The 22,089-nt window shown below is 57.8% G+C and carries 18 protein-coding genes, 4 tRNA genes and 1 rRNA gene; all 23 read left to right on the forward strand.

The features are described 5' to 3' along the window. Positions 1–63 precede the first annotated feature (63 nt). The 23 genes from rrf (at position 64) to rplC (ending at position 22,089) form a co-directional block, all read left to right on the forward strand. Positions 64–179: ribosomal RNA gene (gene rrf, locus H3H51_RS09300) — 5S ribosomal RNA — on the forward strand. 136 nt (positions 180–315) lie between these two features. Continuing rightward, positions 316–1,278, forward strand: a complete 963-nt coding sequence (gene birA / locus H3H51_RS09305; RefSeq protein WP_183088791.1) for a bifunctional biotin--[acetyl-CoA-carboxylase] ligase/biotin operon repressor BirA — start codon at positions 316–318, stop codon at positions 1,276–1,278. Continuing rightward, positions 1,268–2,017 carry a pantothenate kinase gene (locus H3H51_RS09310; RefSeq protein WP_183088792.1) on the forward strand — a complete coding sequence of 250 codons (750 nt, stop codon included), beginning with the start codon at positions 1,268–1,270 and terminating at the stop codon, positions 2,015–2,017. Before birA ends, H3H51_RS09310 begins: the two co-directional genes overlap by 11 nt. An 8-nt stretch (positions 2,018–2,025) precedes the next feature. Then, positions 2,026–2,706, forward strand: a complete 681-nt coding sequence (locus H3H51_RS09315) for an SPOR domain-containing protein (protein ID WP_183088793.1) — start codon at positions 2,026–2,028, stop codon at positions 2,704–2,706. A gap of 131 nt (positions 2,707–2,837) precedes the next feature. Continuing rightward, positions 2,838–2,922: transfer RNA gene (locus tag H3H51_RS09320), tRNA-Tyr, on the forward strand. 24 nt (positions 2,923–2,946) lie between these two features. Next, a tRNA-Gly gene (locus H3H51_RS09325) sits at positions 2,947–3,020 on the forward strand. 26 nt (positions 3,021–3,046) lie between these two features. Next, positions 3,047–3,122 (forward strand) — tRNA-Thr (locus tag H3H51_RS09330). An 85-nt stretch (positions 3,123–3,207) separates the two neighbouring features. Continuing rightward, on the forward strand, positions 3,208–4,401 hold the full coding sequence (gene tuf / locus H3H51_RS09335) for an elongation factor Tu (RefSeq protein ID WP_183088794.1): 1,194 nt from the start codon (positions 3,208–3,210) through the stop codon (positions 4,399–4,401). 53 nt (positions 4,402–4,454) lie between these two features. Further along, positions 4,455–4,530, forward strand: a tRNA-Trp gene (locus tag H3H51_RS09340). Positions 4,531–4,578: 48 nt separating this feature from the next. Beyond that, a complete protein-coding gene (gene secE / locus H3H51_RS09345) occupies positions 4,579–4,947 on the forward strand; it encodes a preprotein translocase subunit SecE (protein WP_183088795.1) in 369 nt (122 codons plus the stop codon). Positions 4,948–4,956: 9 nt separating this feature from the next. After that, positions 4,957–5,490, forward strand: coding sequence for a transcription termination/antitermination protein NusG (gene nusG, locus H3H51_RS09350; RefSeq protein ID WP_183088796.1), 534 nt, complete (start codon positions 4,957–4,959; stop codon positions 5,488–5,490). Positions 5,491–5,608: 118 nt separating this feature from the next. Continuing rightward, the gene (gene rplK / locus H3H51_RS09355; RefSeq protein ID WP_183088797.1) at positions 5,609–6,040 is read left to right on the forward strand and encodes a 50S ribosomal protein L11; all 432 of its coding nucleotides are present in this window, start codon (positions 5,609–5,611) and stop codon (positions 6,038–6,040) included. Further along, on the forward strand, positions 6,040–6,735 hold the full coding sequence (gene rplA, locus H3H51_RS09360) for a 50S ribosomal protein L1 (protein WP_183088798.1): 696 nt from the start codon (positions 6,040–6,042) through the stop codon (positions 6,733–6,735). Before rplK ends, rplA begins: the two co-directional genes overlap by 1 nt. 199 nt (positions 6,736–6,934) lie before the next feature. Beyond that, positions 6,935–7,435 (forward strand): 50S ribosomal protein L10, encoded by a 501-nt coding sequence (rplJ, locus tag H3H51_RS09365; protein ID WP_183088799.1) that lies wholly within the window; start codon positions 6,935–6,937, stop codon positions 7,433–7,435. A gap of 80 nt (positions 7,436–7,515) precedes the next feature. Then, positions 7,516–7,881, forward strand: a complete 366-nt coding sequence (gene rplL / locus H3H51_RS09370; RefSeq protein WP_183088800.1) for a 50S ribosomal protein L7/L12 — start codon at positions 7,516–7,518, stop codon at positions 7,879–7,881. A 220-nt stretch (positions 7,882–8,101) separates the two neighbouring features. Next, positions 8,102–12,175, forward strand: coding sequence for a DNA-directed RNA polymerase subunit beta (rpoB, locus tag H3H51_RS09375; RefSeq protein WP_183088801.1), 4,074 nt, complete (start codon positions 8,102–8,104; stop codon positions 12,173–12,175). A 65-nt stretch (positions 12,176–12,240) separates the two neighbouring features. Next, a complete protein-coding gene (rpoC, locus tag H3H51_RS09380) occupies positions 12,241–16,440 on the forward strand; it encodes a DNA-directed RNA polymerase subunit beta' (protein ID WP_183088802.1) in 4,200 nt (1,399 codons plus the stop codon). A 158-nt stretch (positions 16,441–16,598) separates the two neighbouring features. Beyond that, positions 16,599–16,970 (forward strand): 30S ribosomal protein S12, encoded by a 372-nt coding sequence (rpsL, locus tag H3H51_RS09385; RefSeq protein ID WP_021217014.1) that lies wholly within the window; start codon positions 16,599–16,601, stop codon positions 16,968–16,970. Between the two features lie 104 nt (positions 16,971–17,074). Beyond that, positions 17,075–17,545: a 30S ribosomal protein S7 gene (gene rpsG / locus H3H51_RS09390; RefSeq protein WP_173203028.1), complete on the forward strand. Its 471-nt coding sequence runs from the start codon at positions 17,075–17,077 to the stop codon at positions 17,543–17,545. A gap of 30 nt (positions 17,546–17,575) precedes the next feature. After that, positions 17,576–19,681: an elongation factor G gene (fusA, locus tag H3H51_RS09395; RefSeq protein WP_183088803.1), complete on the forward strand. Its 2,106-nt coding sequence runs from the start codon at positions 17,576–17,578 to the stop codon at positions 19,679–19,681. Between the two features lie 30 nt (positions 19,682–19,711). Then, positions 19,712–20,905 (forward strand): elongation factor Tu, encoded by a 1,194-nt coding sequence (tuf, locus tag H3H51_RS09400; RefSeq protein WP_183088794.1) that lies wholly within the window; start codon positions 19,712–19,714, stop codon positions 20,903–20,905. Between the two features lie 153 nt (positions 20,906–21,058). Then, positions 21,059–21,370: a 30S ribosomal protein S10 gene (rpsJ, locus tag H3H51_RS09405; RefSeq protein ID WP_013789756.1), complete on the forward strand. Its 312-nt coding sequence runs from the start codon at positions 21,059–21,061 to the stop codon at positions 21,368–21,370. Positions 21,371–21,453: 83 nt separating this feature from the next. Further along, positions 21,454–22,089: a 50S ribosomal protein L3 gene (gene rplC, locus H3H51_RS09410; RefSeq protein WP_183088804.1), complete on the forward strand. Its 636-nt coding sequence runs from the start codon at positions 21,454–21,456 to the stop codon at positions 22,087–22,089.

Genomic DNA, 22,089 nt, shown 5'->3' on the forward strand with positions numbered 1-22,089 from the left:
GTGCACCGATATCACATACCCAATTAGCTGTTGCGACTAAACACCGAAACAGCAAACGAATTGCTTGACGACCATAGAGCGTTGGAACCACCTGATCCCATCCCGAACTCAGTAGTGAAACGATGCATCGCCGATGGTAGTGTGGGGTTTCCCCATGTGAGAGTAGGTCATCGTCAAGCTCCTATCCCCAAACCCCCAATCCGAGAAATCGGGTTGGGGGTTTGGCTTTTGGGGGCGAAAAAGCCAAGGCGGGCTTTCTAGGCAAGGTTGTCTTGCATCGTTATGATGCCTGCCTCTTTAAAGGGCGGGTCCTCAATGCATGACGTGCTGAAACTGCTGAAGGATGGCGAGTTCCATTCGGGCGAGGCTCTGGGGGCGATCCTTGGGGTTAGTCGCGCGACAGTCTGGAAGCGCCTCCAGCATCTGGAGTCTGACCTGGGGCTGGTCATCCACAGCGTGCGTGGTCGTGGCTACCGGTTGGCTTCGCCTATCTCTCTGCTGGACTACGACGCCCTTGCCGCAGGTGCATCAGGCCTGGGCTGGTCTGTTTGTCTTTCTGAGTCACTGGACTCAACCAATGCTGAAGTCCTGCGTCAGCTATCGAATGGCGTTTCGGCTCCACTTCTGGTGGTCGCGGAGACTCAGTCCAGTGGGCGTGGTCGCCGAGGGCGATTGTGGGCTAGCCCTTTCGCTGAAAATCTGTATTACAGCCTCGGGCTGCGCATAGAGGGTGGGGCTTATCCGCTGGAGGGGCTCAGCTTGAGCGTTGGTCTTGCCGTATTGCGCGCACTGCGTGAGGCTGGCTGTGTGGCGGTGGGGCTCAAATGGCCGAATGATGTATTGGTTTCTGGGCGCAAGATAGCCGGCGTACTGCTGGAGCTGTCCGGCGATCCGGCGGGCTCCTGCCAGGTTGTGATTGGCATTGGCGTTAATGCCAATATGCTGCCGGGGCGTGCTGATATCGATCAGCCCTGGACCTCTTTGCGTCAGGAGCTTGGCTCTGTGGTCGATAGGACGGCTTTGGTTCTCGGCTTGAGCCGTTGGCTACAGCACTATTTAGATGTGCATCGGGATCGGGGTTTTTCCGCACTGCGCGATGAGTGGCAGGCTGTGCATCTCTGGCAGGGGCGCGAGGTTGTGCTTTCTGCCGGGCCGCAGCAAATCGAGGGGGTTGTCCTGGGGGTGGATGGGTTGGGGGCGTTGCGTTTGGACGTGGCGGGTGAGGAGCGTTCATTCAGTGGCGGTGAGCTGAGCTTGAGGTTGCGCAATGATTCTTGAGCTGGACTGTGGCAATAGCTTCATCAAGTGGCGGGTGATTGATCGCCCAGGGCGTGCGCCGCTGCTGGGTGGGGTGGTGGATTCCGATGATGAGCTGGTTGCGGGGTTGCGCAGTGCTGGGCTGCTGCAGCTTGTTAGTTGCCGGCTGGTCAGTGTTCGTAGCGATGCCGAAACCGCTGCGTTGGTTGGGCGGCTCGAGAGCGCTTTTGCGGTGAGCGTCCAGTGTGCGATGCCAATGCAGGAACTGGCCGGTGTGCGCAATGGCTATGGCGACTACTCGCGCCTTGGCCTGGATCGCTGGCTCGCGCTGGTCGGCGCGTACCAGTTGTGTGGTGGTGCGTGTGTGGTATTGGATTTGGGTACGGCAGTCACCTCCGACTTCGTGTCTCCTGATGGCCTGCATCTTGGCGGCTTCATCTGTCCTGGTGTGCCGCTGATGCGTAATCAATTGCGTACGCACACTCGACGCATCCGTTATGACGATGCAGCTGCCCAGGAGGCAGCGCTTAGCCTGGATCCCGGTAGCTCTACGGTGGAGGCGGTGGAGAGAGGGTGTGCGCTGATGTTGCGCGGTTTCGTGCTGACGCAGCTAGAGATGGCGCGGGGGTATTGGGGGGCGGACTTCACCATTTACCTGACGGGGGGCGATGCGCCGCTTGTGCGCGAGATATTGCCGCAGGCATGTCATGTCTCTGATTTGGTCTTTGTTGGGTTGGCGGCGGCCTGCCCGCTGTCTTGAGGTGTGCGATGCGCTGGTTGTTTCTTCTTCTGCTGGTTTTGAATCTGTTCTATTACGTCTGGCATCAGCAGCAGGTGCCTCTGCGGGCCAAGGAGGTCGAGCCTATGGCCTCATATCGCGGTGGGCAGCAGGATGTTCGCTTGCTCAGCAAGTCGGACAAAGAGCGTGGGCGGCGCGAGCTGGCTGTGGCGCCTGAGGCTGCGGTGACTGAAACCTGCCTGTTCCTTGGTAGCTTTCAGCAGGAGTCGGCAGCAGAGGAAATTGAGCAGCGCCTGGTTTCACTGGATATTGATGCTGATGTGCATGGCATAGATGCCACGGCAGGGCTCGATTATTGGGTTTATTTGGCGCCGCTGGCTTCGCGTCAGGCTTCGCTTCGGCAGTTGAAGGAGCTGCAGGCGCGCAAGATTGATAGCTACATCATCACGCAGGGTGACTTGGCAAACGGAATATCCCTCGGGATATTTCCGCGCAGCGACTCGGCGGAGAGCGTAGTACAGCGCCTTCGTGACGCTGGTTACGAGCCATTGTTGCGCGAATTGCCGCGTGCTCAGCGTAGTTTCTGGGTGCGTATCGCGCCGCAAAGTCGGCGCTTGGCTGATGATGTGCTGCTGCAACAGCTCGCTTCTGACTTCAAAGATCTACAACATCAAATAATGCCGTGCGAAGGCGTTGCAACTGCTCAATAGTTTGCATAGAATGGCGCCCGCTTTGCAGGGTAGGCCTCTGCAAGGTTGCTGTCGAAATTGCTAACCTCAAGTTTTTATTGAGAAATTGCTTGACAGTAGGGTGGCATGAGTTAAGAATGCCGCCTCGTTTTGGAGGGGTTCCCGAGCGGCCAAAGGGATCAGACTGTAAATCTGACGTCTACGACTTCGAAGGTTCGAATCCTTCCCCCTCCACCAAATTTCGCGTGAGTTGCAAGCTCCGCGGGCATGGTTCAATGGTAGAACCTCAGCCTTCCAAGCTGATGATGCGGGTTCGATTCCCGCTGCCCGCTCCAAGTTTGCTGTTTGTGCAACGTGTTTCGCTCTTGTAGCTCAGCTGGTAGAGCACACCCTTGGTAAGGGTGAGGTCAGCGGTTCAAATCCGCTCAAGAGCTCCACTTCAACAAAGGCAGATATGCAGATATCTGCCTTTGTTTTAATGGTGGCGTGACTCGCTCAATTCATTGATGGGAGACGGTCAAGATGGCTAAAGAAAAGTTCGAACGTAATAAACCGCACGTCAACGTAGGCACCATCGGTCACGTTGACCACGGTAAGACCACCCTGACCGCTGCTCTGACCCGTGTTTGCTCCGAGGTTTTCGGTTCGGCTCGCGTTGACTTCGACAAGATCGATAGCGCTCCGGAAGAAAAAGCTCGCGGTATCACCATCAACACCGCTCACGTTGAATACGATTCGGCCGTACGCCACTACGCGCACGTTGACTGCCCGGGTCACGCCGACTACGTAAAAAACATGATCACCGGTGCTGCCCAGATGGATGGCGCGATCCTGGTTTGCTCCGCTGCTGACGGCCCGATGCCGCAGACTCGCGAGCACATCCTGCTGTCCCGTCAGGTAGGTGTTCCGTACATCGTGGTCTTCCTGAACAAGGCTGACATGGTTGACGACGCCGAGCTGCTGGAACTGGTTGAGATGGAAGTTCGCGACCTGCTGTCGACCTACGACTTCCCGGGTGACGACACTCCGATCATCATCGGTTCCGCTCTGATGGCTCTGAACGGCCAAGACGACAACGAAATGGGTACCAGTGCTGTCAAGAAGCTGGTTGAAACTCTGGATACCTACATCCCAGAGCCGGTTCGTGCCATCGACAAGCCGTTCCTGATGCCGATCGAAGACGTATTCTCGATCTCCGGTCGCGGTACCGTGGTAACCGGTCGTATCGAGCGCGGCATCATCAAGATCCAGGAAGCGATCGAGATCGTGGGTCTGAAAGACACCGTCACGACTACCTGTACTGGTGTTGAGATGTTCCGCAAGCTGCTCGACGAAGGTCGTGCTGGCGAGAACTGCGGTGTACTGCTGCGCGGTACCAAGCGTGAAGACGTTGAGCGTGGCCAGGTTCTGGTCAAGCCGGGTTCGGTTAAGCCGCACACCAAGTTCACTGCTGAAGTGTACGTGTTGAGCAAAGAAGAAGGCGGTCGTCACACTCCGTTCTTCAAAGGCTACCGTCCGCAGTTCTACTTCCGTACCACTGACGTGACTGGTAACTGCGAGCTGCCGGAAGGCGTTGAAATGGTAATGCCTGGCGATAACGTGCAGATGACCGTTACCCTGATCAAGACCATTGCAATGGAAGAAGGTCTGCGTTTCGCGATTCGCGAAGGCGGTCGTACCGTTGGCGCTGGTGTGGTTGCTAAAGTCATCGAGTAATCGGTTGATCTAGCATTGTCAGGCCGGCATAATGGTCGGCCTGATTTCGTTTTAGGCCAGTAGCTCAATTGGCAGAGCGGCGGTCTCCAAAACCGCAGGTTGGGGGTTCGATTCCCTCCTGGCCTGCCAGATTCCTGAATAGTGGATCTGGCATTTCTTTCTACAGGGTTCTCCTCAATGAATGCCAAAGCTGAAGCTAAAGACTCTCGCTTTGATCTGCTGAAGTGGCTGGTTGTAGTCGCTCTGGTGGTGGTTGGCGTGGTCGGCAATCAGTATTTTTCGGCTGAGCCGCTCCTGTATCGCGTGCTGGTCCTTCTTGCGCTTGCTGCGGTCGCGGGTTTTGTTGCGCTGCAAACGGTCAAGGGGCAGTCCTTCTTTGCTTTAGCAAAAGAGGCTCGCACCGAAATTCGTAAAGTAGTATGGCCAACTCGTCAGGAAACCACGCAGACCACGCTGATTGTGGTGGCTGTTGTTCTGGTAATGGCGTTGCTCCTCTGGGGGCTCGACAGTTTCCTGGGTTGGATTGTTTCGATGATTGTCGGTTAAGGGTGTCCCGTGGCTAAGCGTTGGTATGTTGTGCATGCTTACTCGGGTTATGAGAAGCATGTCATGCGCTCGCTGACCGAGCGCGTGAAGCTGGCTGGCATGGAAGAAGAGTTTGGTGAAATTCTGGTTCCCACCGAAGAAGTGGTGGAGATGCGGAATGGCCAGAAGCGCAAGAGTGAGCGCAAGTTCTTCCCAGGGTACGTGCTGGTTCAGATGGAAATGAACGAGGGTACTTGGCACTTGATCAAGGACACTCCTCGTGTGATGGGCTTTATCGGTGGTACCGCCGATAAGCCGGCGCCGATCACCGAGAAAGAGGCTGAGGCTATTCTGCGTCGCGTTGCCGATAGCGGTGATAAGCCGAAGCCGAAGACGCTGTTCGAGCCGGGCGAGACTGTTCGTGTGGTTGACGGTCCGTTTGCTGACTTCAATGGTGTCGTCGAAGAAGTTAACTACGAAAAAAGCCGCATTCATGTTGCCGTGCTTATTTTCGGTCGCTCTACACCGGTAGAGCTGGAGTTCAGTCAGGTCGAGAAGGCGTAACTGAACAATGCATCCCATACCCCGCAGCCGTTGGCTGTGGGGTTTTGTCGTCACTGGGATAAAGGCGTTATCAACCGGGGAGCCAATTTGGCGCTTGAACCCGTATTTGGAGTAGCTCATGGCTAAGAAGATTACCGCTTACATCAAGCTGCAAGTGAAGGCCGCTCAGGCCAACCCGTCGCCGCCCGTCGGCCCGGCTCTGGGTCAGCATGGCGTGAACATCATGGAATTCTGCAAGGCGTTCAACGCCCGTACCCAGGGCATGGAACCTGGTCTGCCGACTCCAGTGATCATCACTGTTTACAGCGACCGCAGCTTCACGTTCGAAACCAAAAGCACCCCGGCTTCGGTATTGCTGAAAAAGGCCGCTGGCCTGACCAGTGGTTCCGCTCGTCCGAACACCGTCAAAGTTGGCACCGTTACCCGTGCTCAGCTGGAAGAGATCGCTAAGGCCAAACAGGCTGATCTGACTGCCGCTGACCTGGATGCGGCCGTGCGTACCATCGCCGGCTCCGCGCGTAGCATGGGCCTCAACGTGGAGGGTGTGTAATGGCTAAGCTGACCAAGCGCCAAAAGGCTATCGCCGAGAAAATCGAAGCAGGCAAGCAGTACGGCTTCGAAGACGCCGCCAAACTGCTGGCTGAGCTGCCGGCTGTGAAGTTCGTCGAGTCCTTCGATATCGCCATCAACCTCGGTGTTGATCCGCGTAAATCCGACCAGGTTGTTCGTGGCGCTACCGTGCTGCCGAACGGCACTGGCAAAAGCGTTCGCGTTGCCGTGTTCACCCAAGGTCCGGCTGCTGAAGCTGCCCTGGCTGCCGGCGCTGAGCGCGTAGGTATGGATGATCTGGCTGCCGAAATGAAAGCCGGCGACCTGAACTACGACGTCGTTATCGCCTCCCCGGACGCGATGCGTGTTGTTGGTCAGTTGGGCCAGATCCTCGGCCCGCGCGGTCTGATGCCGAACCCGAAAGTCGGTACCGTGACTCCGGACGTGGCAACTGCCGTGAAGAACGCCAAGGCTGGTCAAGTGCGCTTCCGTACTGACAAGAACGGCATCATCCACACTTCCGTTGGCAAAATCGGCTTCGACGCCGTTGCGCTGAAACAGAACGTGGAAGCCCTGCTGTCCGACCTCAAGCGTCTGAAGCCGTCGACCTCGAAAGGTATCTACGTCAAGCGCGTGACCCTGAGCACCACAATGGGCCCGGGTCTGGTCATCGACCAAGCTTCGCTCGACGCGTAAGTGATTTGGCTGCTGGAGCAATCCAGCGGCCTGGAAAAATTGGGGTCCCTGCCTGGCGGGGGCTATCCAAGACCGTAGGCGGCGCAAGCCTTAAACCTCAAGCCTACGCAGATGGTGCTCCCGGTTCCTTACCGAATCAGACACCAAAACGACATCCGGCCTCGGCCAGATGAAACGGTAACAAGCAGGAGTTTTACCCGTGGCAATTAAGCTCGAAGACAAGAAGGCCATCGTCGCTGAAGTCAACGAGGCTGCCAAAGTTGCCCTGTCCGCTGTTGTGGCTGATGCCCGTGGTGTGACAGTAGGCGCTATGACCGGACTCCGTAAAGAGGCTCGTGAAGCTGGCGTGTACGTACGTGTTGTGCGTAACACCCTGCTCCGTCGTGCCGTTGCTGACACTGAATACAGTGTTCTCAACGACGCCTTCACCGGCCCGACCTTGATTGCGTTCTCCAACGAACACCCGGGCGCTGCTGCTCGTCTGTTCAAGGATTTCGCTAAAGGTAACGACAAGTTCGAGATCAAGGCAGCTGCGTTCGAGGGCAAGTTCCTCGCAGCAAACCAGATCGACGTGTTGGCTTCGCTGCCAACTCGCGACGAAGCTATTGCACGACTGATGAGCGTGATTCAAGGCGCCACCAGCAAGCTGGCTCGTACTCTGGCAGCCGTTCGCGACCAGAAAGAAGCTGCCGCAGCCTAAGGCCGCGTAAGCACTTTCAAAATCATATGTTTAATTTGATGGCTGCGTAGGCTGTCACCCCAATACAGGAATTTATAGTCATGTCTCTGACTAACGAGCAAATCATCGAAGCCATCGGCCAGAAAACCGTTCTGGAAGTTGTTGAGCTGATCAAAGCGATGGAAGAAACCTTCGGCGTTACCGCTGCTGTTGCCGCTGCTGGCCCAGCTGCTGCTGCCGCTGTCGTTGAAGAGCAAACCGAGTTCAACGTTGTTCTGGTTGAAGCTGGCGAGAAGAAAGTCAACGTGATCAAAGCTGTTCGCGAACTGACTGGTCTGGGCCTGAAAGAAGCCAAAGAGAAAGTCGACACCGCTCCTCAGGTCATCTCCGAAGGTCTGACCAAAGAAGCTGCCGAAGACGCCAAGAAGAAGCTGGAAGAAGCTGGCGCTAAAGTCGAGCTCAAGTAAGCGACGACCTTGCGTCTACAGCCCGAGCGTTAAGCAACAGGCTGATGGCTGGTGGCAATTGCCACCGGCCTTTTTCCGTTATGGGCAGCTCCTGCAAGGTGGCTGCCCGTGACGTGAAAATCCCACCCGAGGGTGGAGCAAACCATGGGGTTTGCACGATTTTCTGGCTACTCCCGCCGGGTGTAGCCAAACAAGCAGGTGACCAAGCTGGGGAACGCTGATGGCTTACTCATACACTGAGAAAAAACGTATCCGCAAGGACTTTAGCAAGTTGCCGGATGTGATGGATGTGCCTTATCTCCTGGCCATCCAGCTGGATTCGTATCGCGAATTCCTGCAGCAAGGAGTGAGCAAGGAGCAGTTCCGCGACGTGGGCCTGCATGCGGCCTTCAAGTCTGTTTTCCCGATCATCAGCTACTCCGGCAATGCCGCCCTGGAGTACGTCGGTTATCGCCTGGGCGAGCCGGCATTCGACGTGAAAGAGTGCGTGCTGCGTGGCGTGACCTTCGCGGTACCGCTGCGAGTCAAAGTCCGTCTGATCATTTTCGACAAAGAATCGTCGAACAAAGCGATCAAGGACATCAAAGAGCAAGAAGTCTACATGGGGGAAATCCCCCTGATGACCGAGAACGGTACCTTCATCATCAACGGTACCGAGCGCGTCATCGTTTCCCAGCTGCACCGCTCGCCGGGCGTGTTCTTCGACCACGACCGTGGCAAGACCCACAGCTCGGGCAAGCTGCTTTACTCGGCGCGGATCATTCCTTACCGCGGTTCCTGGCTGGACTTCGAGTTCGACCCGAAAGACTGCGTCTTCGTGCGTATCGACCGTCGTCGCAAGCTGCCGGCTTCCGTACTGCTGCGCGCGCTGGGCTACAGCACTGAAGAAGTGCTCAATGCCTTCTACGCCACCAACGTGTTCCATGTGCAGGGCGAGTCGCTCAACCTGGAACTGGTGCCGCAGCGTCTGCGTGGTGAAATCGCCGCGTTCGACATCAAGGACGAGAAGGGCAAGGTCATCGTTGAGCAAGGCCGCCGTATCACCGCGCGCCACATCAACCAGATCGACAAGGCCGGCATCAAAGAGCTGGAAGTTCCGCTCGACTACGTGCTGGGTCGCACCACGGCCAAGGCCATCGTGCACCCGTCCACCGGTGAAATCGTTGCCGAGTGCAATACCGAACTGACCACCGACATTCTGGCGAAGATCGTCAAGGCTCAGGTCGTCCGTATCGAGACGCTGTACACCAACGACATCGATTGCGGTCCGTTCATCTCCGACACGCTGAAGATCGACTCCACCAGCAACCAACTGGAAGCGCTGGTCGAGATCTACCGCATGATGCGTCCTGGCGAGCCGCCAACCAAGGATGCTGCCGAGACCCTGTTCAACAACCTGTTCTTCAGCGCCGAGCGTTACGACCTGTCGGCCGTAGGCCGGATGAAGTTCAACCGTCGTATCGGTCGTACCGAGATCGAAGGTTCGGGCGTGCTGAGCAAGGAAGACATCGTCGCGGTCCTCAAGACCCTGGTCGATATCCGTAACGGCAAAGGCATCGTCGACGACATCGACCACCTGGGTAACCGTCGCGTACGTTGCGTCGGCGAGATGGCCGAAAACCAGTTCCGCGTTGGCCTGGTGCGCGTCGAGCGCGCGGTCAAGGAACGCCTGTCGATGGCCGAAAGCGAAGGCCTGATGCCGCAGGACCTGATCAACGCCAAGCCGGTTGCGGCGGCGGTGAAAGAGTTCTTCGGTTCCAGCCAGCTCTCGCAGTTCATGGACCAGAACAACCCGCTCTCCGAGATCACCCACAAGCGCCGCGTCTCCGCACTCGGCCCAGGCGGTCTGACCCGTGAGCGCGCTGGTTTCGAAGTCCGCGACGTACACCCGACCCACTACGGTCGTGTGTGCCCGATCGAAACGCCGGAAGGTCCGAACATCGGTCTGATCAACTCCCTGGCAGCCTATGCGCGCACCAACCAGTACGGCTTCCTGGAAAGCCCGTACCGCGTGGTGAATGGCACTCAGGTGACCGACGAGATCGTGTTCCTGTCCGCCATCGAAGAAGCCGATCACGTGATCGCCCAGGCTTCCGCGACCATGAACGACAAAGGTCAGCTGACCGACGAGCTGGTGGCTGTACGTCACCTGAACGAGTTCACCGTCAAGGCGCCGGAAGACGTCACCCTGATGGACGTGTCGCCGAAGCAGGTTGTTTCCGTTGCCGCCTCGTTGATTCCGTTCCTCGAGCACGACGACGCCAACCGTGCACTCATGGGTTCCAACATGCAGCGTCAGGCTGTACCGACTCTGCGCGCCGACAAGCCGCTGGTAGGTACCGGCATGGAGCGCAACGTTGCCCGTGACTCCGGCGTCTGCGTCGTTGCCCGTCGTGGCGGCGTGATCGACTCTGTCGATGCCAGCCGTGTGGTAGTTCGCGTCAATGACGACGAAGTTGAAACTGGCGAAGCCGGTGTCGACATCTACAACCTGACCAAATACACCCGCTCCAACCAGAACACCTGCATCAACCAGCGTCCGCTGGTGAGCAAGGGTGACAAGGTTGCGCGCAGCGACATCCTGGCCGACGGCCCGTCCACCGATATGGGTGAACTGGCGCTGGGTCAGAACATGCGCGTCGCGTTCATGCCGTGGAACGGTTACAACTTCGAAGACTCCATCTGCCTGTCCGAGCGTGTGGTTCAGGAAGATCGCTTCACCACCATCCACATCCAGGAACTGACCTGTGTGGCGCGTGACACAAAGCTGGGCCCAGAAGAGATCACCGCTGACATCCCGAACGTGGGTGAGGCAGCGCTGAACAAGCTGGACGAAGCCGGTATCGTTTACGTGGGTGCTGAAGTTGGCGCAGGCGACATTCTGGTCGGTAAGGTCACTCCGAAAGGCGAGACCCAGCTGACTCCGGAAGAGAAGCTGCTGCGCGCGATCTTCGGTGAGAAGGCTTCCGACGTTAAAGACACCTCCCTGCGCGTGCCGACTGGCACCAAGGGTACCGTCATTGACGTCCAGGTCTTCACCCGTGACGGCGTTGAGCGCGACTCCCGTGCCCTGTCCATCGAGAAGATGCAGCTCGACGAGATCCGCAAGGACCTGAACGAAGAGTTCCGTATCGTCGAAGGCGCTACCTTCGAGCGTCTGCGTTCCGCCCTGGTTGGTGCCAAGGCTGAAGGCGGTGCTGGCGTGAAGAAAGGCGCGGTCATCGATGACGCCTTCCTCGACGGCCTCGAGCGCGGTCAGTGGTTCAAGCTGCGCATGGCTGAAGATGCGCTGAACGAGCAGCTGGAAAAGGCCCAGGCCTACATTTCCGACCGCCGTCAGCTGCTCGACGACAAGTTCGAAGACAAGAAGCGCAAACTGCAGCAAGGCGATGACCTGGCTCCGGGCGTGCTGAAGATCGTCAAGGTCTACCTGGCTATCAAGCGCCGCATCCAGCCGGGCGACAAGATGGCCGGTCGTCACGGTAACAAGGGTGTGGTCTCGGTGATCATGCCGGTCGAAGACATGCCGCATGATGCCAATGGCACCCCGGTCGACATCGTCCTCAACCCGCTGGGCGTACCATCGCGTATGAACGTCGGGCAGATCCTCGAAACCCACCTGGGCCTCGCGGCCAAAGGTCTGGGCGAGAAGATCAACCGCATGCTCGAAGAGCAGCGCAAGGTCGCCGAGCTGCGCAAGTTCATGCAGCAGATCTACAACGAGATCGGTGGCCGTCAGGAAAACCTGAACGAGCTCTCCGATACCGAGATCCTCGACCTGGCGAAGAACCTGCGTGGCGGTGTGCCGATGGCCACCCCGGTATTCGACGGTGCCAAGGAAAGCGAGATCAAGGCCATGCTCAAACTGGCTGATCTGCCGGAAAGCGGCCAGATGCGCCTGACTGACGGCCGTACCGGCAACCAGTTCGAGCGTCCGACCACTGTCGGATACATGTACATGCTCAAACTGAACCACCTGGTCGACGACAAGATGCACGCTCGTTCCACCGGTTCCTACAGCCTGGTTACCCAGCAGCCGCTGGGTGGTAAGGCGCAGTTCGGTGGTCAGCGCTTCGGTGAGATGGAGGTCTGGGCGCTGGAAGCCTATGGCGCCGCCTACACCCTGCAGGAAATGCTGACCGTGAAGTCGGACGACGTGAACGGCCGGACCAAGATGTACAAGAACATCGTGGACGGCGATCACCGCATGGAGGCCGGCATGCCCGAGTCCTTCAACGTGTTGATCAAAGAGATCCGCTCGCTCGGTATCGACATCGAACTGGAAACCGAATAACACGCACCGCCTATGCGGCGCCCGGCCAAGGCCGGGTTGCCGCTGGTCCGTGAGGAGGAAAGGCCTTGAAAGACTTGCTGAATCTGTTGAAAAACCAGAATCAGGTTGAAGAGTTCGATGCGATCCGTATCGGTCTGGCTTCGCCTGAAATGATCCGTTCCTGGTCTTTCGGTGAAGTGAAAAAGCCGGAAACCATCAACTACCGTACCTTCAAGCCTGAGCGTGATGGTCTGTTCTGCGCCAAGATCTTTGGCCCGGTAAAGGACTACGAGTGCCTGTGCGGTAAGTACAAGCGCCTGAAACACCGTGGCGTTATCTGCGAGAAGTGCGGCGTTGAAGTCGCCCTGGCCAAGGTTCGCCGTGAGCGCATGGCGCACATCGAACTGGCTTCGCCGGTCGCCCACATCTGGTTCCTGAAGTCCCTGCCGAGCCGTATCGGCCTGCTGCTGGACATGACCCTGCGTGACATCGAGCGCGTGCTCTATTTCGAGAGCTACGTCGTTATCGATCCGGGCATGACCACCCTGGAAAAGGGTCAGCTGCTGAACGACGAGCAGTACTTCGAAGCCCTCGAAGAGTTCGGTGACGACTTCGACGCGCGCATGGGCGCCGAAGCTGTTCGCGAGCTGCTCAACGCCATTGATCTGGAGCACGAGATCGGCCGCCTGCGCGAAGAGATTCCGCAGACCAACTCGGAAACCAAGATCAAGAAGCTGTCCAAGCGCCTGAAGCTGATGGAAGCCTTCAAGGATTCCGGCAACCATCCGGAGTGGATGGTCCTGACCGTTCTGCCGGTTCTGCCGCCGGATCTGCGTCCGCTGGTTCCGCTGGATGGCGGCCGCTTCGCGACTTCCGATCTGAACGATCTGTATCGCCGCGTGATCAACCGTAACAACCGTCTGAAGCGCCTGCTCGATCTGTCGGCGCCGGACATCATCGTGCGCAACGAAAAGCGCATGTTGCAGGAAGCGGTCGACGCCCTGCTCGACAACGGCCGTCGTGGTCGCGCCATCACTGGCTCGAACAAGCGTCCGCTGAAGTCGTTGGCTGACATGATCAAAGGTAAGCAAGGTCGCTTCCGTCAGAACCTGCTCGGTAAGCGCGTGGACTACTCCGGTCGTTCCGTTATTACCGTGGGCCCGACTCTGCGTCTGCACCAGTGCGGTCTGCCGAAGAAGATGGCTCTCGAGCTGTTCAAACCGTTCATTTTCGGCAAGCTGGAAATGCGCGGCATGGCGACCACCATCAAGGCTGCCAAGAAGATGGTCGAGCGCGAGCTGCCCGAGGTTTGGGACGTTCTCGCTGAAGTCATCCGCGAACACCCCGTACTGCTCAACCGTGCACCGACCCTCCACCGTCTGGGTATCCAGGCGTTCGAGCCGGTTCTGATCGAAGGTAAAGCCATCCAGTTGCACCCGCTGGTTTGCGCCGCGTACAACGCCGACTTCGACGGTGACCAGATGGCCGTGCACGTTCCGCTGACCCTCGAGGCCCAGCTGGAAGCCCGTGCGCTGATGATGTCGACCAACAACATCCTGTCGCCAGCCAACGGTGAGCCAATCATCGTTCCGTCGCAGGACGTGGTACTGGGTCTGTACTACATGACCCGTGAAGCCATCAACGCCAAGGGCGAAGGTCGCGTATTCGCCGACCTGCAGGAAGTCGACCGCGTATTCCGCGCCGGCGAAGCGTCCCTGCACGCCCGGGTAAAAGTGCGCATCAACGAGGTCATCAAAGACCGTGATGGCAGCATCACCAAGAACACCCGCATCGTCGACACCACTGTCGGCCGCGCGCTGCTGTTCCAGGTGGTTCCGGCCGGCCTGTCGTACGACGTGGTCAACCAGCCGATGAAGAAGAAGGCGATCTCCAAGCTGATCAACCTGTGCTACCGCGTGGTTGGCTTGAAAGACACCGTGATCTTCGCTGACCAGCTGATGTACACCGGTTTCGCCTACTCGACCATCTCCGGTGTGTCGATCGGCGTGAACGACTTCGTCATCCCGGATGAGAAGGCGCGCATCATCGACGCCGCCACCGAGGAAGTGAAGGAAATCGAATCGCAGTACGCCTCCGGCCTGGTAACCCAGGGCGAGAAGTACAACAAGGTGATCGACCTCTGGTCCAAGGCCAACGACGAAGTGTCGAAGGCGATGATGGCCAACCTCTCGAAAGAGAAGGTCATCGACCGCGAAGGCAAGGAAGTCGACCAGGAGTCCTTCAACTCCATGTACATGATGGCCGACTCCGGTGCTCGTGGTAGCGCCGCGCAGATCCGCCAGCTGGCCGGTATGCGTGGTCTGATGGCCAAGCCGGACGGCTCCATCATCGAGACCCCGATCACTGCGAACTTCCGTGAAGGCCTGAACGTACTCCAGTACTTCATCTCCACTCACGGTGCTCGTAAAGGTCTGGCGGATACCGCACTGAAGACCGCGAACTCCGGTTACCTGACTCGGCGCCTGGTCGACGTGGCACAGGATCTGGTTGTGACCGAAGTCGATTGCGGCACCGAACACGGTCTGCTGATGACTCCGCACATCGAAGGCGGAGACGTGGTTGAGCCGCTCGGTGAGCGCGTTCTGGGTCGAGTGATCGCCAAGGACGTATTCAAGCCGGGCTCCGACGAAGTCATCGTGCCGGCCGGTACCCTGGTCGACGAGCAGTGGGTCGAGTTCATCGAGCGCGCCAGCATCGACGAAGTGATCGTGCGTTCGCCGATCAGCTGCGAAACCCGCTTCGGTATCTGCGCCAAGTGCTACGGTCGCGATCTGGCCCGTGGTCACCAGGTGAACATCGGTGAAGCGGTCGGCGTTATCGCTGCCCAGTCCATCGGTGAGCCGGGTACCCAGCTGACCATGCGTACGTTCCACATCGGTGGTGCGGCGAGCCGGACTTCGGCTGCCGACAGCGTCCAGGTGAAGAACGGCGGCGCGATCCGTCTGCACAACCTGAAGCACGTCGAGCGTCTGGACGGCAATCTGGTAGCGGTTTCCCGCTCCGGCGAGCTGGCCGTTGCCGACGAGTTCGGTCGTGAGCGCGAGCGCTACAAACTGCCGTACGGTGCCGTGATTTCCGTGAAGGAAGGCGACAAGGTCGAGGCTGGCGCCATCGTCGCCAAGTGGGACCCGCACACCCACCCGATCGTGACCGAAATGAAGGGTGTTGTGACCTTCGTCGGCATGGAGGAGGGCATCACCATCAAGCGCCAGACCGACGAGCTGACCGGTCTGACCAACATCGAAGTCCTCGATCCGAAAGATCGTCCGGCTGCTGGCAAGGACATTCGTCCGGCGATCAAGATGGTCGACACCAACGGCAAGGAACTGCTGCTGCCAGGTACTGACGTACCGGCTCAGTACTTCCTGCCGGCCAACGCCCTGGTTGGTGTGGCTGACGGTGCGCAGATCGGTGTCGGTGACGTTATCGCCCGTATCCCGCAGGAAACTTCGAAGACTCGCGACATCACCGGTGGTCTGCCGCGCGTTGCCGACCTGTTCGAAGCGCGTCGTCCGAAGGAAGCCTCGATCCTGGCTGAAATCAGCGGCACCATCGCTTTCGGTAAGGAAACCAAAGGCAAGCGTCGCCTGGTCATCACCCCGACTGACGGCAGCGATCCGTACGAGGAGCTGATTCCGAAGTGGCGTCACCTGAACGTCTTCGAAGGCGAGCAAGTGAACCGCGGCGAAGTTATTTCCGACGGCCCGAGCGATCCGCACGACATCCTGCGTCTGCTGGGCGTCAGCGCGCTGGCCAAGTACATCGTCAACGAGATCCAGGACGTTTACCGCCTGCAGGGCGTGAAGATCAACGACAAGCACATCGAGACCATCCTGCGTCAGATGCTGCGTAAAGTTGAAATCACCGAATCCGGCGACTCCAGCTTCATCAAGGGCGACCAGATGGAACTGACTCACGTACTGGAAGGCAACGAAGCGCTGGCTACCGAAGACAAGTTTGTTTCTAAATTTGATCGCGTACTGCTGGGTATCACCAAAGCCTCGCTGTCGACTGAATCGTTCATCTCCGCGGCTTCCTTCCAGGAAACTACCCGCGTACTGACCGAGGCAGCGGTAACCGGCAAGCGTGACTACCTGCGCGGCCTGAAAGAAAACGTCGTGGTCGGTCGTCTGATCCCGGCAGGTACCGGCCTGGCTTACCACAGCGAGCGCAAGCGTCGCCGTGAAGCCGACAAGCCGGTCCGTGTCAGCGCCAGTGAGGTGGAAGCCGCACTGACCGAAGCGCTGAACTCCAGCGGCAATTGAGTGCAGTGTCCCGGGTGAGCAATCGCCCGGGCGGTGCCTTGACGGTGGGCGTGAGTCTCTTTAGACTCATGCACCCCTAAATTTGGCAGGGCGTCGAGCTCTGCCATTTTGCTTTTGTTGTAATAAATAGCGTCGAAAGACAACAGTGGAGCTAGTAGATGGCAACTATCAACCAGCTGGTACGTCAGCCGCGTAAGCGTATCGTCGAGAAATCCGACGTGCCTGCGCTGCAAAACTGCCCGCAACGTCGTGGCGTGTGCACCCGTGTGTACACCACTACGCCGAAAAAACCGAACTCCGCACTGCGTAAAGTGTGCCGTGTTCGTCTGACCAACGGTTTTGAAGTCACCTCCTACATCGGCGGTGAAGGTCACAACCTGCAAGAGCACAGCGTCGTGCTGATCCGTGGCGGTCGTGTAAAAGACCTTCCTGGTGTGCGCTACCACACTGTTCGCGGTTCGCTGGATACCACCGGCGTTAAAGACCGTAAGCAGGGTCGCTCGAAGTACGGTACCAAGCGTCCGAAGTAATTCGGCTCGCCATTTTTCTTTTTATTGAGTCGATAAGAGTAAGGTCGGGCGTAACCGGATGGTTATGGTCCCGGGCTAACCTGAAGACCGTTTGAGGGCTTATCATGCCAAGACGTCGTGTAGCAGCTAAGCGTGAGATTCTGGACGATCCGAAATACGGAAGCCTGATTCTCGCCAAATTCATGAACCACGTGATGGAAAGCGGCAAAAAAGCAGTGGCCGAGCGCATCGTTTACGGTGCCCTGGAAACTGTTAAAGCGCGCAAGAACAGCGATCCCCTGGAGATCTTCGAGAAAGCTCTCGACGCCATCGCTCCGCTGGTCGAAGTGAAGTCCCGCCGTGTTGGCGGTGCGACTTACCAGGTTCCGGTCGAAGTTCGCCCGTCCCGTCGTAACGCTCTGGCCATGCGCTGGCTGGTGGACTACGCCCGTAAGCGTGGCGAGAAGTCCATGGCTCTGCGTTTGGCTGGCGAGCTGCTGGATGCTGCTGAGGGCAAAGGTGCTGCAGTTAAGAAGCGTGAAGACGTGCACCGTATGGCTGAGGCCAACAAGGCTTTCTCGCACTACCGCTTCTAATTTCAGCGCTTCTAAATTTGCGAGGGCTTTATGGCTCGTACTACACCGATTAACCGCTACCGTAACATCGGTATCGTGGCTCACGTGGACGCGGGTAAAACCACGACCACCGAGCGCGTCCTGTTCTATACAGGCAAAAGTCACAAGATGGGTGAGGTGCATGACGGCGCCGCGACCACAGACTGGATGGTGCAGGAGCAGGAGCGTGGTATCACCATTACTTCTGCTGCCATCACCGCCTTCTGGAAGGGTTCCGAGAAGCAGCACCCGAATGACTACCGCTTCAACGTCATCGATACCCCCGGGCACGTTGACTTCACCATCGAAGTAGAGCGCTCGCTGCGCGTACTCGACGGTGCGGTCGTGGTGTTCTGCGGTACTTCGGGCGTTGAGCCGCAGTCGGAAACCGTATGGCGCCAGGCCAACAAGTACGGCGTTCCACGTATCGTTTACGTGAACAAGATGGACCGTGCTGGCGCGGACTTCCTGCGCGTGATCGGTCAGATCAAGCAGCGTCTGGGCCACACTCCGGTGCCGATCCAGCTGGCCATTGGTGCAGAAGACAACTTCCAGGGTCAGATCGATCTGATGTCCATGGAAGCTGTTTACTGGAACGATGCCGACAAAGGCATGACTCCTCGTCGCGAAGCTATCCCGGCTGAGCTGCAGGATCTGGCTGATGAGTGGCGCAGCAACATGGTTGAGGCTGCTGCCGAAGCCAGCGAAGAGCTGATGAACAAGTACCTCGAAGGTGAAGAGCTCACCAACGCGGAAATCAAGGCTGCTCTGCGTCAGCGTACTATCGCTGGTGAGATCGTTCTGGCTGTTTGCGGTTCTTCCTTCAAGAACAAGGGTGTTCCCCTGGTTCTCGACGCCGTCATCGACTACCTGCCTGCTCCGACTGATATTCCTGCCATCAAGGGTACTGACCCGGATGACGAGGAAAAGCAGATGGAGCGTCATGCTAGCGACGACGAGCCGTTCTCGGCTCTGGCGTTCAAGATCGCTACCGACCCATTCGTGGGTACCCTGACCTTCGTTCGTGTTTACTCGGGCGTGTTGGCCTCCGGCGACGGCGTGATCAACTCGGTCAAGGGCAAGAAAGAGCGCGTGGGTCGTATGGTGCAGATGCACGCAAACGCCCGTGAAGAAATCAAGGAAGTGCGCGCTGGCGACATCGCGGCCTTGATCGGCATGAAGGACGTCACCACTGGTGAAACCTTGTGCGACGCTGACAGGCCAATCATCCTGGTTCGCATGGACTTCCCGGAGCCGGTTATTTCGGTTGCCGTTGAGCCCAAGACCAAGGATGACCAGGAAAAAATGGGTATCGCACTGGGCAAGCTTGCTCAGGAAGACCCGTCTTTCCGCGTCAAGACTGATGAAGAGACTGGTCAAACGATCATCTCTGGCATGGGCGAGCTGCACCTGGACATCCTGGTTGACCGGATGCGCCGTGAGTTCAACGTCGAAGCCAACATCGGCAAGCCTCAGGTTTCCTATCGTGAGCGCATCACGAAGAACTGCGAAATCGAAGGCAAGTTCGTGCGTCAGTCCGGTGGTCGTGGTCAGTTCGGTCACTGCTGGGTTCGCTTCGCACCTGCTGACGAAGGTCAGGAAGGTCTGCAGTTCGTGAACGAAGTAGTGGGTGGTGTGATTCCTAAGGAATACATTCCGGCTATCCAGAAAGGTATCGAAGAGCAGATGAAGAACGGCGTTGTTGCCGGCTATCCGCTGATCGGCCTGAAGGCTACCGTGTTCGATGGTTCCTACCACGACGTCGACTCCAACGAGATGGCGTTCAAGGTGGCTGCCTCCATGGCGACCAAGCAACTGGCCCAGAAGGGCGGTGGTGAGTTGCTTGAGCCGATCATGGCGGTAGAGGTTGTTACCCCTGAAGACTATATGGGTGACGTGATGGGCGACCTTAACCGCCGTCGCGGCATGATCTTGGGTATGGAAGACACGGTCTCCGGCAAAGTAATTCGCGCCGAAGTTCCGCTGGGTGAGATGTTCGGTTATGCGACCGACGTCCGTTCCATGTCTCAGGGTCGCGCGAGCTACTCTATGGAATTCAAGAAATACAATACAGCTCCGTCGCACATCGTCGAATCTGTAACCAAAAAACAAGGCTGATTCAGCCCTTTAGGCAAGGAGTTAATTGTCGTGGCTAAAGAAAAGTTTGAACGTAACAAACCGCACGTCAACGTAGGCACCATCGGTCACGTTGACCACGGTAAGACCACCCTGACCGCTGCTCTGACCCGTGTTTGCTCCGAGGTTTTCGGTTCGGCTCGCGTTGACTTCGACAAGATCGATAGCGCTCCGGAAGAAAAAGCTCGCGGTATCACCATCAACACCGCTCACGTTGAATACGATTCGGCCGTACGCCACTACGCGCACGTTGACTGCCCGGGTCACGCCGACTACGTAAAAAACATGATCACCGGTGCTGCCCAGATGGACGGCGCGATCCTGGTTTGCTCCGCTGCTGACGGCCCGATGCCGCAGACTCGCGAGCACATCCTGCTGTCCCGTCAGGTAGGTGTTCCGTACATCGTGGTCTTCCTGAACAAGGCTGACATGGTTGACGACGCCGAGCTGCTGGAACTGGTTGAGATGGAAGTTCGCGACCTGCTGTCGACCTACGACTTCCCGGGTGACGACACTCCGATCATCATCGGTTCCGCTCTGATGGCTCTGAACGGCCAAGACGACAACGAAATGGGTACCAGTGCTGTCAAGAAGCTGGTTGAAACTCTGGATACCTACATCCCAGAGCCGGTTCGTGCCATCGACAAGCCGTTCCTGATGCCGATCGAAGACGTATTCTCGATCTCCGGTCGCGGTACCGTGGTAACCGGTCGTATCGAGCGCGGCATCATTAAGATCCAAGAAGCGATCGAGATCGTGGGTCTGAAAGACACCGTCACGACTACCTGTACTGGTGTTGAGATGTTCCGCAAGCTGCTCGACGAAGGTCGTGCTGGCGAGAACTGCGGTGTCCTGCTGCGCGGTACCAAGCGTGAAGACGTTGAGCGTGGCCAGGTTCTGGTCAAGCCGGGTTCGGTTAAGCCGCACACCAAGTTCACTGCTGAAGTGTACGTGCTGAGCAAAGAAGAAGGCGGTCGTCACACTCCGTTCTTCAAGGGCTACCGTCCGCAGTTCTACTTCCGTACCACTGACGTGACCGGTAACTGCGAGCTGCCGGAAGGCGTTGAAATGGTAATGCCAGGCGATAACGTGCAGATGACCGTTACTCTGATCAAGACCATTGCAATGGAAGAAGGTCTGCGTTTCGCGATTCGCGAAGGCGGCCGTACCGTTGGCGCTGGCGTGGTTGCCAAAGTCATCGAGTAATCGACGACTGAGGTAAAAGAAAAGGCCCTTCGGGGCCTTTTCTGTTTTCTGATCAAAAGTTGACACCCTCTGGGCGCATCCGTACAATCACGCCTCCTTTTAACGGGCGTAGTCCGTCCGTTGGGGATAGCAGAGATAGAGTCTGAGGTCAAAATGCAAAACCAACAAATCCGTATTCGGTTGAAGGCTTTTGACCATCGCCTGATCGATCAATCCACCCAGGAAATCGTGGAAACCGCGAAACGTACTGGTGCTCAGGTGCGTGGTCCTATTCCTCTGCCTACTCGCAAGGAGCGTTTCACTGTACTGACCTCCCCGCACGTCAACAAAGACGCGCGTGATCAGTACGAGATTCGCACTCATAAGCGTGTTCTGGACATCGTCCAGCCGACGGATAAAACCGTTGATGCGCTGATGAAGCTCGACCTTGCGGCTGGCGTGGAAGTGCAGATCAGCCTCGGCTAAAACCTTGGGGTTTTAGTCGTGTAACGCTCTGAAATGGGCGGCCATAGCGGGTGAAAGCCCCGTACACTCATGAGGTTTACAACATGACTATTGGTGTAGTCGGTCGAAAAGCGGGTATGACCCGTATTTTCACCGAAGAAGGTGTCTCCATTCCGGTTACGGTCATTGAGATCGAGCCGAATCGCGTCACCCAATTCAAAACTGAAGAAAGCGATGGCTATCGCGCTGTGCAGGTGACCGTTGGTGAGCGTCGTGCTTCCCGCGTAACCAAGGCTCAGGCTGGTCATTTCGCCAAGGCTAATGTCGCTGCTGGTCGTGGCGTCTGGGAATTCCGTCTTGCAGAAGGCGAGTACCAGGCTGGCGATCAGATTACTGCTGAGTTGTTCCAAGCTGGTCAGCTGGTGGATGTCACCGGTGAGTCCAAGGGTAAAGGCTTTGCCGGTACCATCAAGCGCTGGAACTTCCGCGGTCAAGACAATACCCACGGCAACTCCCTCTCGCACCGCGTCCCGGGCTCCATCGGCCAGTGCCAGACTCCTGGTCGTGTATTCAAGGGCAAGAAAATGTCCGGTCATATGGGCGCTGAGCGCGTGACCGTGCAGTCCCTGGAAGTTGTGCGCGTCGACGCTGAACGCAACCTGCTGCTGATCAAAGGTGCCGTTCCTGGCGCTACTGGCGGCAATCTGGTTGTGCGTCCGGCTGTCAAGGCTCGCGGTTAA

The organism is Aquipseudomonas ullengensis (assembly GCF_014174475.1).
Lineage (GTDB): Bacteria > Pseudomonadota > Gammaproteobacteria > Pseudomonadales > Pseudomonadaceae > Aquipseudomonas > Aquipseudomonas ullengensis.